Annotated in this window: 15 protein-coding genes; 10 read left to right on the plus strand and 5 right to left on the minus strand. The window is 53.9% G+C overall.

The window, feature by feature from the left end; all coding sequences use genetic code 11:
- Window positions 1-30: 30 nt before the first annotated feature.
- Entirely contained in the window at window positions 31-1,020 is a 990-nt protein-coding gene (araF, locus tag ACMGGX_RS01595; RefSeq protein ID WP_003859687.1) for an arabinose ABC transporter substrate-binding protein AraF, read from the minus strand.
- Window positions 1,021-1,807: 787 nt separating this feature from the next.
- Here araF and ACMGGX_RS01600 point away from each other — a divergent pair.
- Window positions 1,808-2,311: a non-heme ferritin-like protein gene (locus ACMGGX_RS01600; protein WP_023312270.1), complete on the plus strand. Its 504-nt coding sequence runs from the start codon at window positions 1,808-1,810 to the stop codon at window positions 2,309-2,311.
- Window positions 2,312-2,868: 557 nt separating this feature from the next.
- A complete protein-coding gene (locus tag ACMGGX_RS01605) occupies window positions 2,869-4,212 on the plus strand; it encodes an anaerobic C4-dicarboxylate transporter (RefSeq protein ID WP_420297943.1) in 1,344 nt (447 codons plus the stop codon).
- A gap of 42 nt (window positions 4,213-4,254) precedes the next feature.
- On the opposite strand, the gene ACMGGX_RS01610 is transcribed toward ACMGGX_RS01605, so the two are convergent.
- A complete protein-coding gene (locus ACMGGX_RS01610; protein ID WP_008500405.1) occupies window positions 4,255-4,506 on the minus strand; it encodes a DUF2766 family protein in 252 nt (83 codons plus the stop codon).
- A gap of 110 nt (window positions 4,507-4,616) precedes the next feature.
- Window positions 4,617-4,700, minus strand: a complete 84-nt coding sequence (gene azuC / locus ACMGGX_RS01615; RefSeq protein WP_014884364.1) for a stress response protein AzuC — start codon at window positions 4,698-4,700, stop codon at window positions 4,617-4,619.
- A gap of 234 nt (window positions 4,701-4,934) precedes the next feature.
- Here azuC and yecR point away from each other — a divergent pair, with 234 nt between their 5' ends.
- Window positions 4,935-5,273 carry a YecR family lipoprotein gene (gene yecR / locus ACMGGX_RS01620; protein ID WP_023336145.1) on the plus strand — a complete coding sequence of 113 codons (339 nt, stop codon included), beginning with the start codon at window positions 4,935-4,937 and terminating at the stop codon, window positions 5,271-5,273.
- 204 nt (window positions 5,274-5,477) lie between these two features.
- The gene (ftnA, locus tag ACMGGX_RS01625) at window positions 5,478-5,975 is read left to right on the plus strand and encodes a non-heme ferritin (protein ID WP_014884366.1); all 498 of its coding nucleotides are present in this window, start codon (window positions 5,478-5,480) and stop codon (window positions 5,973-5,975) included.
- Window positions 5,976-6,010: 35 nt separating this feature from the next.
- On the opposite strand, the gene ACMGGX_RS01630 is transcribed toward ftnA, so the two are convergent.
- On the minus strand, window positions 6,011-6,352 hold the full coding sequence (locus ACMGGX_RS01630) for a hypothetical protein (RefSeq protein WP_045404419.1): 342 nt from the start codon (window positions 6,350-6,352) through the stop codon (window positions 6,011-6,013).
- 229 nt (window positions 6,353-6,581) lie between these two features.
- Here ACMGGX_RS01630 and tyrP point away from each other — a divergent pair, with 229 nt between their 5' ends.
- Entirely contained in the window at window positions 6,582-7,793 is a 1,212-nt protein-coding gene (gene tyrP, locus ACMGGX_RS01635) for a tyrosine transporter TyrP (RefSeq protein WP_420297944.1), read from the plus strand.
- A gap of 32 nt (window positions 7,794-7,825) precedes the next feature.
- Here tyrP and ACMGGX_RS01640 read toward each other — a convergent pair whose 3' ends face one another.
- Window positions 7,826-8,494: a YecA family protein gene (locus ACMGGX_RS01640; protein WP_029741940.1), complete on the minus strand. Its 669-nt coding sequence runs from the start codon at window positions 8,492-8,494 to the stop codon at window positions 7,826-7,828.
- A 425-nt stretch (window positions 8,495-8,919) separates the two neighbouring features.
- Between ACMGGX_RS01640 and ACMGGX_RS01645 the strand changes: the two genes are divergently transcribed.
- From ACMGGX_RS01645 to ACMGGX_RS01665, 5 genes are all read left to right on the plus strand, one after another.
- Window positions 8,920-10,041, plus strand: coding sequence for a branched-chain amino acid ABC transporter substrate-binding protein (locus ACMGGX_RS01645; protein WP_420297945.1), 1,122 nt, complete (start codon window positions 8,920-8,922; stop codon window positions 10,039-10,041).
- Between the two features lie 99 nt (window positions 10,042-10,140).
- On the plus strand, window positions 10,141-11,055 hold the full coding sequence (locus tag ACMGGX_RS01650; RefSeq protein ID WP_023312278.1) for an ABC transporter permease subunit: 915 nt from the start codon (window positions 10,141-10,143) through the stop codon (window positions 11,053-11,055).
- An 11-nt stretch (window positions 11,056-11,066) separates the two neighbouring features.
- Complete coding sequence (gene livM / locus ACMGGX_RS01655) at window positions 11,067-12,341, plus strand: high-affinity branched-chain amino acid ABC transporter permease LivM (RefSeq protein WP_032666630.1); 1,275 nt, start codon at window positions 11,067-11,069, stop codon at window positions 12,339-12,341.
- Complete coding sequence (locus ACMGGX_RS01660; protein WP_348561393.1) at window positions 12,338-13,213, plus strand: ATP-binding cassette domain-containing protein; 876 nt, start codon at window positions 12,338-12,340, stop codon at window positions 13,211-13,213. Before livM ends, ACMGGX_RS01660 begins: the two co-directional genes overlap by 4 nt.
- Window positions 13,210-13,938 carry an ABC transporter ATP-binding protein gene (locus ACMGGX_RS01665; RefSeq protein WP_420297946.1) on the plus strand — a complete coding sequence of 243 codons (729 nt, stop codon included), beginning with the start codon at window positions 13,210-13,212 and terminating at the stop codon, window positions 13,936-13,938. The genes ACMGGX_RS01660 and ACMGGX_RS01665 overlap by 4 nt, the downstream gene beginning before the upstream one ends.
- Window positions 13,939-13,970 lie beyond the last annotated feature (32 nt).

Below are 13,970 nucleotides of genomic sequence, written 5' to 3' on the forward strand. Positions count from 1 at the left end.
ACGAAGCATGAGGGGCACAATCACAGCGTATTACTTACCGCCCAGCCCTTTTTTCGCCAGCTCCTCTTTGAAGTTGTCGCGGGTAATCAGCACCACGTCGGTCACTTCGGTAAATTTCGGCGGTTCGGCCCCTTTGGTTACCCAGTTGTAGAGCATCTCACTGGATTTGTATCCGTGAACGTCCGGGCTCGGCAGCAGAGAACCGTAGAAGCCGGTAGCCTGCGCTTTGGACAGCTCGCTGACGGCGTCAACGCCGTTGATGCCAATCCCGATCACGTCTGGTGCCTTGAAGCCCTGGCCTTCCGTCGCGCGTACCCCGCCCAGCACGGTGTTGTCGTTCATGCCGACCACCAGCCAGTGTTTGACCTCCGGATGCTGGACCAGCATAGAGTTCGCGGCGTCGAAAGCGCCCGGGATATCGTTGGATTTGGTTGGGACTTTATAGATCTGTTTTTCCGGGAAGCCGGCCGCTTTCAGCGCATCCATTGAACCGGTTGTACGACGACGCGCGGTGTCCAGCTCGTCAGCCGTGATTGCCATTACCGCGGTCTCTTTGACATCCCAGCCGCGCTTTTGCATCTCTTTATAGAGTTCCTGGCCCTGGCGTTCGCCGATTTTGGTCGCCGCCATCATGACCAGCGGGACGGTGTCCATCGGCTTGCCTTTGGCGTTAACGAACTGATCGTCAACCGCGATGACCTTCATATCGTAACCGCGCGCTTTCGCCGCGATTGCCGACCCCAGCTTTGGATCCGGGGTACAGATAACGAAACCTTTTGCACCGCTGGCCGCCAGGCTGTCGATGGCGTTCAGGGTTTTTTCGCCGTCAGGCACGGCGATTTTAATGACTTCAAAACCTAAATCTTTCCCGGCTTTATCTGCGAATTTCCACTCAGTCTGGAACCAGGGCTCTTCGGGCTGTTTTACCAAAAAACCGAGTTTTAAATTCTCAGCGATAGCGGATTGTGACATAACGGCAGCCAGACCGATGGCCGCCAGCGCTTTAGTAAATTTGTGCATGGTAAACTCCAGCTTTAGCATTCTTTTCTGTAGGGAATAAGTGCGTGCTTCTTATTTAATCGGACTTAAAACAAGGCATTAGCGCTTACCTCGTCATAAGCGTTATTGCTGGTGATAGTTTTAGCGGGAAATTAATCATCCATAAGAGAGCCCCATCACACCGCAGAATTACAGTAATTGCGTACATAAATTCAGCGAAAAATGACATAAAAAAGGCAGGATTTGTCAGACAAATAGAAAGGGGTTAAGCAGAATTATCCATAAGATTAGCCAAGATATCCCTGATGCCCCTCAGCGGGCAAAAACGCACCTGGCGTTAAAGGGGTTCAACATGTTTTTCATCAAGAATGTACAACGCACCTGTAAAAACGTTATTTCGCAGAATTTGATTTAGCGCAATTTTATTGACACATCATATATTCGAAACGATTAAACCGTATTTCTCTTTTTCCCGGAGTAATATTCCAACTTAATATTTCCGAAAGCGTAACAGTGTGCCTTAACGGTAAAAACCCTTAATTATTAGCTCATTAAGTCACATCCCATTCATGGCGAGCTAATTGTATTTCTGTACTATATTAAACTTTGTAATGTATGGTAAATACAGCCTGATTAAGAGTTTTCTTAGACTCAAGACAAGGGTATGCTTATTTATATCGAACACAGGAAGTGAATTTCGGTCGACTTCGGTAGCGGCAGAATGTCTATTTCTGCTCTTTTCTTCGTATTTGCCTGGCGCTCAGGTAAGCAACGGACATCACGTCCCACAGTCAATAAGGATATGAGTATGGCTACCCAAACGATGATGCAAAAACTTAACGCGCAGATGAACCTTGAGTTCTACGCCTCGAACCTGCACCTTCACTTAAGCGCGTGGTGTGCCGAGAATAGTCTTACGGGGTCTGCTACATTCTTTCGCTCGCAGGCGCAAAGTAACGTCACCCATATGATGCGTGTCTTTAATTTTCTGAAAGCCGCAGGGGCAAATCCTGTCGTTAAAGCCCTTGATGGGATCAACGAAAACTACTCCTGCCTGGAAGAACTGTTTCAGAAAACGCTTGAAGAGTACGAGCAACGCTGCAGCACGCTCAGCAAACTGGCCGATGAAGCCAAAGCGCAGCAGGACATTACGACGCTCAAATTCTTACGTGATATGGACAAAGAACAGCAGCAGGATGGCATGCTGCTGAAGACGCTGGCGGATGAGATCCATAATGCGCAGCAGGCGGGTTTATGTCCTGAGCAAACCGACCGTCATCTGCTCGACATTGTGGCGGTACAGCACCACTGAGTTTTTAATTTGCTCCTGCATGGGGTAAGGCACGAAATAATCCCCTCGCCCCTCTGGGGAGAGGGTTAGGGTGAGGGGAACATACGGCTGTAGTGGTCATTCCGTTCACTTTATGTTCCTTGCTACTCTGTAACGACATAACCGGTGAACGTGCCAGGGTGGCTCAATCGCCACCACTCTGGCAACCCGGGCTCCCGGCGGTAAATCGCCGCTTCGCGGTACCCTCAGCTTATTCCTTCAGGCTTTCGGGTCGGGCATGAGCCTGCATCCCTGCAGGCCACGCCCTCTCGGCGCATCCCTGCGCCTCGCCCCGGCCTTAAGGAAACGCTTCAGCGATTTACAGCCGGACCAGTACGTCGCTGTTAGTTTTTAATATGATTAAAACACCTTGGATTGCTGTTGAATGTGAATTTACGTCCCATAGGAGATGAAGTCCCCTTCCCATCTCCAACCTTCTGCTTTTCCTGAAATTTAACAAATCAGATCTGGCTCCCAATGATTAACCACACAACGTGTGATGATTTATTTAGTTACATAATCATTGACGAGGGAGCATCATGATCACCATTGAGTTTGTTGTCATTCTCCTCTGCCTGCTGACGGGTACGCGTTTCGGCGGTATGGGGCTTGGGTTAATCAGCGGTATTGGTCTTTTTATTTTATGTTTTGTCTTTGGACTGCAACCGGGTAAACCGCCGGTTGACGTTATGCTGACCATCCTTGCCGTGATAGGTTGTGCGGCTACGCTGCAGACTGCGGGCGGCCTCAACGTCATGATGCAGTTTGCTGAACGCCTGCTGCGCAAACACCCGCAGCACATCACCCTGCTCGCCCCTTTCACCACCTGGATGCTGACCTTTCTGTGCGGCACCGGGCACGTGGTATACACCATGTTCCCCATCATTGCGGATATCGCCCTGAAAAAAGGGATCCGCCCGGAGCGCCCCATGGCCGTGGCCTCGGTCGCGTCGCAGATGGCAATCACGGCATCCCCCGTTTCCGTTGCCGTAGTGTCGCTGGTCTCCATCCTGGCGGCCCAGCATGGGATCGGCCACGCGTGGGGGATCCTGGAAATTCTTGCGGTGTCGGTTCCCGCTTCGCTTTTCGGCGTCGCTATTGCGGCCCTGTGGAGTTTACGCCGTGGTAAAGATCTGGCTGACGACATGGAGTTTCAGGAAAAGCTGAAAGATCCTAAACAGCGCGAGTTTATCTACGGTGGAACGGAGACGTTAATGAATCAGCGTTTCCCTAAACAGGCCTACTGGTCCACGTGGATTTTCTTTGCCGGTATTGCCGTGGTCGTTTTGCTGGGGGCGTTCCCTGACCTGCGCCCCGCCTTTGAGCTGAAAGGCAAAATGACGGCGCTGTCGATGAACCTCGTCATTCAGATGATGATGTTAATTGCGGGCGCCGTGATGCTGATGGCCTGTAAGGTCAACGCGTCGGCGATTTCCAACGGCGCGGTGTTCAAGGCCGGTATGGTGGCGATCTTCGCGGTGTTCGGCGTGGCGTGGATGAGCGATACCTTCTTCCAGGCGCATCTCGACGAGTTGAAGCTGGCGCTGGAAGGCGTGGTGAAAAGCCACCCGTGGACGTATGCCATCGTGCTGTTTCTGGTGTCAAAACTGGTGAACAGCCAGGCGGCTGCGCTGACGGCCGTTGCGCCTATGGGCCTGATGCTCGGCATCGACCCGAAAATGCTGATCGCCTTTTTCCCGGCGTCATACGGCTATTTTGTCCTGCCGACCTATCCAAGCGATTTGGCCTGCATCGGCTTTGACCGTTCAGGCACCACACGCATCGGCAAATTTATCATCAACCACAGCTTTATTCTGCCGGGGCTGATTGGGGTAAGCTGCGCGTGCGCGGCGAGCTACCTGCTGGTCCAGACGTTCTTCTAACCGCATCAAAGGGCGACACGTGCCGTCGCCCATTTCCCTGCTTTAGTGGGACTCACCCTGCGGCGTGAATCGCAGCTCAATCAGCGCGATGGCTTTCTGGATCGCACGAAGCGTAACCGGGTCAGCGGCAGCAGGATGGCTGGCGAAATCGATGTTTTTCAGCTGCGTAGACATCTTCTCGCGCACTTCAACCGGCGCAATCACGTCCAGAACATCGAGGATTTGTTTGATAACCAGCTGACAGGCGACAACGTCAGAGACCAGTTCCTGATCGGCGCTCAGGTTTTGTGACATGGGGGCTTTCTCCTTATTTAAAGGCCGCCATAGTATCAAAACACACCCCCTGACATCTTCCCTTCATCATCAGCAGGTACAAAAAAACCCGCCGAAGCAGGTTTTTTTTATCAGAACATGGCGCCCGGCGGCACGTCTTTGAACGTGCGGCAGTAATTGGCCCACATACTTTTCAGGATTTTGCGCAGTTTCACGATGATGCTCCATTAACTTGTTATACAACTTTATTATCAACGTGCCTATAATATGACCACCATCACAAAAATCAACACTTTTGTGACTCATATCACACTTTTCTTGCGGTATGGACTGAAAGCGCTCAACGCTGACCCGTTGCGAAGAGTGAGGGCAGATTGTTCGGCTATTCCAGGCATTGCAGCGGGCATCTGCGGGTACGATAACGTATTTCCATCCACTCAGAGCGAACCATGAAAAGAGTCATTGTAGCCGGCACAATCCTGCTGCTCGCGGGGTGTAGCATTAATCGCCAGGCTGAAGTTAGCAGCCTCGACGCGCCGAACGGCATCGTCCGCCTCGACTACGGCCAGGCAGCGCTGCAAAATGCGTATTCCGATGAGTATGTAAATAACGGCACGGCGGCAAAAGCGTGTCAGAGCATGGGGTATGCCACTGCCTCAGCCTATGGTCAGCCCATTAAAACCTGCACCCTGACGAGCGGCTCTTTGTGCCTGAACGAGAGCGTGACCATCCAGTATAAATGTATGGGTTACGCCGTTAATCCTAAGTCAAATAATCCGTGGTATTAATCGAAGCTGCCAGCGCGTGCTGGCAGTTTATTTCATTACGAACAAAAATAATTCTCATTAATAAGTTTTAAAAATTGCCAATGCGTTTTATTCCCATTCGTATTTTAAATAAATAAAATAAAAATTTTACGTTTTGCAAATAATTAAATAACAAATTATAGTGTCGCTCATTGTGAACCAGAAATAATAATCCGGAGCGTCACCATGCTGAAAACTGAAATGATCGACAAGCTCAACGCGCAAATGAACCTTGAGCTTTTTTCATCCCTGCTCTACCAGCAGATGAGCGCCTGGTGCAGCTATCACAGCTTCGAAGGTGCGGCCGCGTTTCTGCGTCGTCACGCTCAGGAAGAGATGACCCACATGCAGCGTCTGTTTGATTATCTTACGGATACGGGCAGCCTGCCGCGCATTGAAACCGTGGCTTCACCTTTCGCTGAGTATAATTCTCTCGATGAACTGTTCCGCGCCACCTACGAGCACGAGCAGCTGATCACGCAGAAAATTAACGAACTGGTTCATGCCGCAATGACCAGCCAGGATTATCCAACCTTTAATTTCCTGCAGTGGTACGTCGCTGAACAACACGAAGAAGAGAAGCTATTTAAATCCGTACTGGATAAATTGTCTCTGGTGGGGAAATCCGGCGAAGGTCTTTACTTTATTGATAAAGAACTTTCCACTCTCGATACCCAGAATTAATTTCAGCGCGGTGCCGTTTCTGGCACCGCGCTAATTTACATACACCCCGCACAGCTGGTGCAGCGCCAGTCATGAGGATTCACCGCCTGGTAAAAATAGCGGTAGCTGGACGTCTCCAGCGGAATACCCACCTCGAAGAACATATCCGTTAACCAGTCGACATTCTCAACGATCCACTCATCTTCCTGTAAGCCTTGTGCAAAGGTTTCATCTTCAGGATCGATAACCGAATAGATTGCCCAGGTGCCCATATCCTTTTCGCGGCGGGACTCGGGAAGTATCAGGGGTTGGTTCTGCCAGCTGATTATCCAGTGCCCATGGCACAACAGGTTACCTCCCCGGCTCCATGCCGCGGTGAAGGGATTCTCCCCAGCCATAAAACCCTCACTTAATTTGATAATTTATATTTATTGTTTACGTTACGCCGGAATGTCGCGCAGCAACATTGCTCTTATGAAGTAGGCATCCACCTAAAAAGGATCAGATCGCCAATAATCCGTAAATTATTCATTACACTACTTGTAACGGTGATTTGACGAATTACGGCTTTTCCCTTACTCTGCGCCGCAGATTTTGTCGCGGTTAAGCATCGTTGTAGAGGAAAGCGTGAAAAACAGAACCCTGGGAAGTATTTTTATCGTCGCCGGAACGACGATTGGCGCAGGAATGCTGGCAATGCCCCTGGCAGCCGCGGGCGTGGGATTTGGCATGACTCTGCTGCTGCTGGGCACGCTCTGGGCGCTGATGTGTTACACCGCGCTATTACTGCTTGAGGTTTACCAGCACGTGCCCGCCGACACCGGTCTGGGTTCGCTTGCGGCGCGCTATCTGGGACGCTACGGCCAGTGGATAACCGGCTTTAGCATGATGTTCCTGATGTACGCCCTGACCGCCGCCTATATCAGCGGCGCCGGGGAACTCATCGCCTCCAGCGTCAACGACTGGTTTGGCTCTGACATTACCCCGGCGACGGGGGCTATCTTCTTTGCGCTCATCGGCGGCGGCGTGGTCTGCGTGGGGACATCGCTGGTCGATTTGTTTAACCGCTTTCTGTTCAGCGCCAAAATTCTCTTCCTGATTATCATGCTGGTGCTGCTGGCCCCGCACGTGCACAAGGTCAACCTGCTGACGCTGCCGCTGGAAAAAGGGCTGGCGCTTTCCGCGATCCCGGTCATTTTCACCTCGTTTGGCTTCCACGGCAGCGTGCCGAGCATCGTCAGCTATATGAACGGCGATATCCGCAAGCTGCGTCGCGTCTTTGTAATCGGCAGCGCGATCCCGCTGATCGCCTATATTTTCTGGCAGCTGGTGACGCTGGGCAGCATTGACTCTTCGACCTTTATTGGGCTGATGGCGCAACACGCTGGCCTGAACGGTTTTCTGCTGGCGCTGCGCGAGGTTGTTACCTCCCCGCACGTGGAGCTGGCGGTACATCTGTTTGCCGACCTGGCGCTGGCAACCTCGTTCCTGGGCGTGGCGCTCGGCCTGTTTGATTATCTGGCCGACCTGTTCCAGCGTCGCAATACCGCGGCTGGACGGTTGCAGACGGGGGCCATCACCTTCCTGCCGCCGCTCGCTTTTGCGCTGTTTTACCCACGCGGGTTTGTGATGGCGCTGGGCTATGCGGGGGTGGCGCTCTCTATCCTGGCCCTGCTGCTCCCTTCCCTGCTGGCGTGGAAAAGCCGCCAGCAGCATCCTCAGCAAGGATATCGCGTGGCGGGAGGGAAACCGCTGCTGTGCGTTATGTTTGGCTGTGGGGTGGTGATTATTCTGGTGCAGGCGCTGATTGCAGCCGGGATGCTGCCGGAAGTGGGTTAAATAAAAAAGGGGCTATCATCAGCCCCTTTTTATCAGTGCAAACAGCAGCTCTTAAACTTCTTCCCGCTGCCGCAAGGACACGGATCGTTACGCCCGACCTTCGTGCCGTTCACCGTCGGCTTCTTCACTTCAGGCTGCTGCGGGTTGTTAACCCAGTATTGATATAAACGCAGTGCCGCAGGCTGGATGCTTTCGATGCTGGCGATATATTCCTCTTCGGACAGTTCATCCAGCTTTTCGCTGTTCTCTTCCGTTCCGTGCAGGGCAATCACGTCAAGATCGGCCTTCAGGGCTTCCGGCAAGGCTGACCAGTCCGTCAGCGCCACGCCGCGCATATAGCCATAGCACCACTCTTCCACCACGGTATAGCTCTCACCGTCAACGTCGTTATAACCGAACATTGGTTCAAACTGATCCGGGTACTCGCTCAGGCGCTCGGCAATATCGTTCATATGCTTAAAGCAGAGATCGATAAAACGGTTCATCTCACGATCGTTTTTCCAGCGTGGAATGTACTTCTCGCCGCCCCACACCGCCACCAGCCAGGCGTCTGGCTCAACGACAACAGGACCGGAAAGCACTGCGGTAAGCATGCCGTCCAGTTCGGACACGTCAATCACGGACGCGTCATCATGACCGTAAGACATTAACGTCTCTTCAAGCCACGCCATTTCGCTTTCATTCAATGGGCCTTCAGTCATCGCTGATACTCCTGCAAAAAAGGAAACGATCCTAACACATAACTCACGCCTCTCCGGGCTGAAGTTTAGGTCTTTATTGCTGCAAAAACGTGCAAATCGTGACCTTTGCACAACTTATGGGCTTTATTGTTAACGATATGTGATCTCCGCTGTAATTTCTTCTCCTCCCGCAAGGCGGCATAACGCGGCGCTCTATACTCAAACATGTCGCATGCTCGTCAATGGGTTAACCATTCTGGCAACGTTTTTGCTAAACGTTCTTCGCGCGCCTCTGCGCAGGGAAATCTCGCCGTAATATGCAGGATGCCGTCTGTATCTTGTTCGTTTAGTGCATTTTGTTCTTGCTCGTGTTTCGGATTGGCTGCGCCGTCGGGCGTTCGGGTTTACGCCGTGGTGCAAAAACCTCTTTGCTAAGGAACATAATAATGTCGCTGAAATTAATCAGAACTCCTCTTTCTCTTGTGTTGGCCGGTTGCCTGGTGACGGCGTTTTCCGCCCGGGCAGATATTGTGATTGGCGTGGCCGGGCCGTTCACGGGTCCGAATGCCACCTATGGCGATCAGTACTGGCACGGCGCAACGCAGGCCGCTGAAGACATTAATGCCGCAGGCGGCATTAACGGCGAGAAGATCAAACTGGTTCAGGGAGATGATGCCTGCGAGCCTAAGCAGGCCGTGGCCGTTGCCAACCGTTTAGTTGACCAGGATAAAGTTAACGCCGTGGTCGGCCATTTCTGCTCCTCTTCCACAATGCCCGCCTCCGAGGTGTATAGCGACGCGGGCATTATTGCGATTACCCCCGGCTCAACTAACCCACTGATCACCGAACGCGGCATGAGCGATGTGTTCCGCATGTGCGGACGCGACGATCAGCAGGGTCAGGTTGCCAGCGACTTCATCATCGACAAGCTGAAAGCCAAGCGCGTGGTGATTATTCACGATAAAGACACCTATGGTCAGGGTCTTGCTGACGCCACCAAAGCGGCGCTGGCGAAACGCGGGGTTCAGGACGTGATGTATGAGGGGTTATCCCGCGGTGAAAAAGACTTTAACGCGCTGGTGACCAAGATCGGCGCGCAAAAACCGGACGTCGTGTTCTTCGGTGGCTGTCACCCGGAAGCCGGTCCGCTGGTTCGCCAGATGCGCGAACAGGGCGTGCAGGCGAAATTCTTCTCCGGCGACTGTATTGTCAACGAAGAGATGGTGACCGCCGCGGGGGGCCCGCAATACACCAACGGTATTTACATGACCTTCGGTAAAGATCCGCGTCTTATCCCCGACGGTAAAGCGGTTATCGAGAAATTCCGCGCCGGTAAATTCGAGCCGGAAGGTTACACCCTTTACTCCTATGCCTCCGTACAGGCCATTGCCGCGGCCTTCGAGGCCACCGGCGGCAAGGACTCCGCCAAAGCCAGCGAGTGGCTGAAAGCCAATTCCGTCGACACGGTGATGGGCAAAAAAGCCTGGGACAGCAAAGGCGATCTGAAAGTGTCTGACTACGTGGTTTATCAGTGGGACGACAAAGGCAAATATAAGGAAGTGCAGTAACGGGACGGAGTCACGCTCAACGTCGGCGGGCCTGCCCGTCGGCGCGTAATAAACATCAGGCTGCGCGCATCGCGCAGCCTATAAAACGAGCGCGCTAAGATGAGTACATTCTTCCTGCAACAGTTAATCAATGGCTTAACGCTGGGCTCCGTCTACGGTTTAATCGCCATCGGCTACACCATGGTGTACGGCATTATTGGGATGATCAATTTTGCCCACGGCGAAGTGTATATGATTTCCGCCTATCTCTGCGCCATCGGCCTGGCGCTGCTCTCGTTCTTCGGTCTGCAGTCGTTCCCGCTGCTCATTCTCGGGACGCTGGTGTTCACCATTGTGGTAACCGGTGTGTACGGCTGGACCATCGAGCGTATCGCCTACAAGCCGCTGCGCAACTCCACGCGCCTGGCGCCGCTGATCTCCGCCATCGGCATGTCGCTTATCCTGCAAAACTACGCGCAGCTGAGCCAGGGTCCGCGCCAGCAAGGGGTGCCGACCATGCTGGACGGCGTGATTCGCCTGCATCTGGGCGACGGGTTCGTACAGATAACCTACACCAAAGTGTTTATTCTGGTTGCCTCGTTTGCCGGCATGCTGGTGCTCACCTGGATTATCAACCATACCCGGCTGGGCCGGATGTGCCGCGCGGTACAGCAGGATCGTAAGATGGCCTCCATTCTGGGCATTAACACCGACCGGATTATTTCGCTGGTCTTTGTGATCGGTGCGGCGATGGCCGGTCTGGCGGGGGTGTTGATCACCATGAATTACGGCACCTTTGATTTCTACGTCGGGTTCGTGATCGGCATTAAAGCCTTCACTGCGGCGGTACTCGGCGGCATCGGCTCCCTTCCCGGCGCCATGCTCGGTGGCCTTATCCTGGGCGTGGCGGAAGCCCAGTTCTCGGGCATGGTGAATTCGGACTATAAAGACGTCTTCTCGTTCGGCCTGCTGGTCATGATCCTGATTTTCCGTCCCCAGGGCCTGCTTGGGCGCCCGATTGTGGCCAAAGTGTGAGGGAGAGAATGATGACATCACACGGTTTTTCACTTAAACGCTGCATGCTGGACGCGATTTTTTCCGGGCTGATAGCGCTGATTATTTTCGGCCCCATAGCGGGCGTGGTGCTGGACGGGTACAGCTTTAACTTTGCCGGGCAGCGGCTGGCCTGGATGGTCGGCATCGTCATGCTCGGGCGTTTTCTGTTGAGCGCCTTTTTAGGTACCGCCGCGGGCGCCCGTTTCCAGGCGCGCTTCGAAGCCGATAGCGCGGGCGTATATGTCCGGCCACCGGAATATAAAAGCCGCATGCGCTGGATTATTCCTCTGGTGATTACCCTTGCGATTTGCTTTCCGTTTGTCGCCACGAAATATGTGCTGACCGTCGCCATTCTCGGGCTGATCTACGTGCTTCTCGGTCTGGGGCTGAATATCGTCGTGGGTCTGGCCGGCCTGCTGGATCTGGGATATGTCGCGTTCTACGCAATTGGGGCGTACGGTCTGGCGCTGGGATACCAGTATCTCGGCTTAGGCTTCTGGAGCATGCTGCCGCTGGCGGCAATCATGGCCGCCGCCGCAGGCGCCCTGCTCGGTTTCCCGGTACTGCGCATGCACGGTGACTATCTGGCCATCGTCACCCTCGGGTTCGGGGAGATCATTCGCCTGATACTAAACAACTGGCTGACCTTTACCGGCGGCCCAAACGGCGTGTCGGCCCCTCCCCCCACCTTTTTCGGTCTGGAATTTGGGCGACGCGCGAAAGAAGGCGGCGTGCCCTTCCACGAATTTTTCCACCTGACCTACAACCCGAACATGAAGTTTATTTTTATCTACGCGGTTCTGTTCCTGGTGGTGATGCTGGTGCTCTACATCAAGCACCGCCTGACGCGGATGCCGATTGGTCGGGCGTGGGAAGCCCTGCGTGAAGACGAAATTGCCTGCCGCTCGATGGGGCTGAATCATGTTCTGGTTAAGCTCTCCGCCTTTACGCTGGGCGCGTCGACCGCGGGCATTGCCGGGGTGTTCTTCGCCACCTATCAGGGGTTCGTGAATCCCACCTCCTTTACCTTCTTTGAATCGGCGCTGATCCTCGCCATTGTGGTGCTGGGCGGGATGGGATCTACGCTTGGCGTGGTGCTGGCCGCCTTTGTGCTCACGGTAACGCCGGAACTGCTGCGCAGTTTTGCCGAGTACCGCGTCCTGCTGTTTGGCATGCTCATGGTGGTGATGATGATCTGGCGTCCGCGCGGTTTGATCCGCATTAACCGCAGCGGGTTTGCCGTGCGTAAGGGCGTCGCGCCATGAACGGAACGATATTACGCGTTGAACATCTGATGATGCACTTCGGCGGGATTAAGGCGCTAAACGACGTCAACCTGGACGTGCAGCGTGGCTCAATTACCGCCCTGATTGGGCCAAACGGGGCGGGAAAAACTACCGTGTTTAACTGCCTGACGGGCTTTTACAGAGCCTCCGGCGGCAATATTTTATTTAATACCCGCCATAAAACGACCAACGTTATTCAGGTGCTCGGACAAAAATTCCAGCCGGGAGACTGGATTAACCCCGCGCAGTTCGGGCAGCGTCTTTTCTACAAAATGTTCGGCGGAACGCATCTGGTCAACCGTGCAGGGCTGGCGCGCACGTTTCAAAATATCCGTCTTTTTCGCGAGATGTCTGTCGTGGAAAACCTGCTGGTTGCGCAGCATATGCGCGTTAACCGCAGTCTGCTAGCCGGGATCTTAAATACGCCGGCATACCGGCGGGCGGAAAGCGACGCCCTGGACAGGGCCTTCTACTGGCTGGAAGTGGTGGATCTGGTGGAGTGCGCCAATCGCCTGGCGGGAGAGATGTCGTACGGCCAGCAGCGGCGTCTGGAAATTGCGCGAGCAATGTGCACCGGGCCGGAAATGATCTGTCTGGATGAACCCGCCGCCGGGCTTAACCCGGTTGAAACGCATAAGCTCAGCAGTATTATTCGCTTTCTGCGGGATCATCATGACATCACGGTACTACTGATTGAGCATGATATGGGGATGGTGATGGAGATTTCGGACGACATTATCGTGCTCGACCACGGGGATGTTATTGCCAGGGGAAAACCCGAGCAGATCCAGCATGATGAAAAGGTCATTGCCGCCTACCTGGGTACGGATGAAAGCGAGGTCAACCTATGAGCGAACCGCTGCTGGCATTTCGCGAGGTGGATGTGTTTTACGGCGTTATTCAGGCGCTGAAGCAGGTCTCCCTCGAGGTCAATAAGGGTGAAACCGTGGCGCTGATTGGCGCAAACGGCGCGGGTAAATCGACATTGCTGATGTCCATCTTTGGCCAGCCCTGTATTCGCAGCGGACAGATCCTTTTCGGCGGTGAAGATATCAGCCATAAATCTACCCACTACGTCGCATCCGGAGGCATTGCGCAGGCGCCGGAAGGCAGACGAATCTTCCCGGATATGACCGTTGAAGAGAATCTGCTGATGGGTACCATCCCCATCGGCAGCCAGTTTGCCGCTGAGGATATGCAAACAATGTTCGACCTGTTCCCTCGCCTCAAGGAGCGGCGCAAGCAGCGCGCGATGACCATGTCCGGCGGAGAGCAGCAGATGCTGGCGATCGCCCGGGCGCTGATGAGCCGTCCGAAGCTGCTGCTGCTGGATGAACCGAGCCTCGGTCTGGCGCCGATTGTGGTGAAGCAGATCTTCCAGACGCTGCGCGAGCTGGCCCGCAACGGCATGACCATCTTTCTGGTGGAGCAGAATGCGCATCACGCGCTGAAGCTTTCCGACCGTGGGTATGTGATGGTTAACGGACAGATCCGGCTGAGCGGCAGCGGCGAGGAGCTGCTGGGAAATCAGGAGGTCAGGAAGGCGTATCTGGGCGGGGGGGGTGATTTGAAATAAAAGGAATCATTAAAATATTTTCATATAAATAA

This window comes from Enterobacter sp. BNK-29, assembly GCF_048684785.1.
Lineage (GTDB): Bacteria > Pseudomonadota > Gammaproteobacteria > Enterobacterales > Enterobacteriaceae > Enterobacter > Enterobacter cloacae_M.

What these genes read in the sequence shown, in the direction of transcription:
- araF (WP_003859687.1), bottom strand. Translation starts at nt 1,020, where the DNA reads ATGCACAAATTTACTAAAGCGCTGGCGGCCATCGGTCTGGCTGCCGTT.
- ACMGGX_RS01600 (WP_023312270.1), top strand. Translation starts at nt 1,808, where the DNA reads ATGGCTACCCAAACGATGATGCAAAAACTTAACGCGCAGATGAACCTT.
- ACMGGX_RS01605 (WP_420297943.1), top strand. Translation starts at nt 2,869, where the DNA reads ATGATCACCATTGAGTTTGTTGTCATTCTCCTCTGCCTGCTGACGGGT.
- ACMGGX_RS01610 (WP_008500405.1), bottom strand. Translation starts at nt 4,506, where the DNA reads ATGTCACAAAACCTGAGCGCCGATCAGGAACTGGTCTCTGACGTTGTC.
- yecR (WP_023336145.1), top strand. Translation starts at nt 4,935, where the DNA reads ATGAAAAGAGTCATTGTAGCCGGCACAATCCTGCTGCTCGCGGGGTGT.
- ftnA (WP_014884366.1), top strand. Translation starts at nt 5,478, where the DNA reads ATGCTGAAAACTGAAATGATCGACAAGCTCAACGCGCAAATGAACCTT.
- ACMGGX_RS01630 (WP_045404419.1), bottom strand. Translation starts at nt 6,352, where the DNA reads ATGGCTGGGGAGAATCCCTTCACCGCGGCATGGAGCCGGGGAGGTAAC.
- ACMGGX_RS01640 (WP_029741940.1), bottom strand. Translation starts at nt 8,494, where the DNA reads ATGACTGAAGGCCCATTGAATGAAAGCGAAATGGCGTGGCTTGAAGAG.
- ACMGGX_RS01645 (WP_420297945.1), top strand. Translation starts at nt 8,920, where the DNA reads ATGTCGCTGAAATTAATCAGAACTCCTCTTTCTCTTGTGTTGGCCGGT.
- ACMGGX_RS01650 (WP_023312278.1), top strand. Translation starts at nt 10,141, where the DNA reads ATGAGTACATTCTTCCTGCAACAGTTAATCAATGGCTTAACGCTGGGC.
- livM (WP_032666630.1), top strand. Translation starts at nt 11,067, where the DNA reads ATGACATCACACGGTTTTTCACTTAAACGCTGCATGCTGGACGCGATT.
- ACMGGX_RS01660 (WP_348561393.1), top strand. Translation starts at nt 12,338, where the DNA reads ATGAACGGAACGATATTACGCGTTGAACATCTGATGATGCACTTCGGC.
- ACMGGX_RS01665 (WP_420297946.1), top strand. Translation starts at nt 13,210, where the DNA reads ATGAGCGAACCGCTGCTGGCATTTCGCGAGGTGGATGTGTTTTACGGC.